The organism is Halomonas sp. ND22Bw (genome assembly GCF_003011945.1).
Taxonomy (GTDB): Bacteria; Pseudomonadota; Gammaproteobacteria; order Pseudomonadales; family Halomonadaceae; genus Halomonas; species Halomonas halophila.
In genome coordinates this window covers 1-341 of sequence record NZ_PXWD01000413.1, presented here as the reverse complement: position 1 = coordinate 341, position 341 = coordinate 1, and the positions used below count along the sequence as shown (strand labels likewise).

Annotated in this window: 1 pseudogene; it reads right to left on the bottom strand. The window is 63.9% G+C overall.

Annotated elements, in window-relative coordinates:
- Nucleotides 1-341 (bottom strand): annotated as a pseudogene (locus tag CVH10_RS18685) (amylo-alpha-1,6-glucosidase); the annotation flags it as partial.

Below are 341 nucleotides of genomic sequence, written 5' to 3'. Positions count from 1 at the left end.
TCGAGGGCTACGGCGTAGAAACCCTCGTCCTCCATCCAGAACTTTTCCTCGACCAGGGAGCGGACCTGTTCGGCGCGCATTCGCCATTCGGCCGTGCGGTCGTCGTGCAGGCGCTCGCCCAGATCACCCAGCGCCTTCCAGGCGGCGAAGGCGTAGCCCTGAACCTCCAGAAGCGCGATCGGACCCTTCGGGAAGCGACCGTCGGCGTGGAAGATGGAATCCTCGGAGTCCTTCCAGCCCTGGTTAGACAGGCCGGTGTCAGCGCCGCGCTGATAGTCGATCAGGCCGTCATTATTGCTGTCGCCATAGTCGCGCATCCAGTCGGCGGCCGCGATCAGATT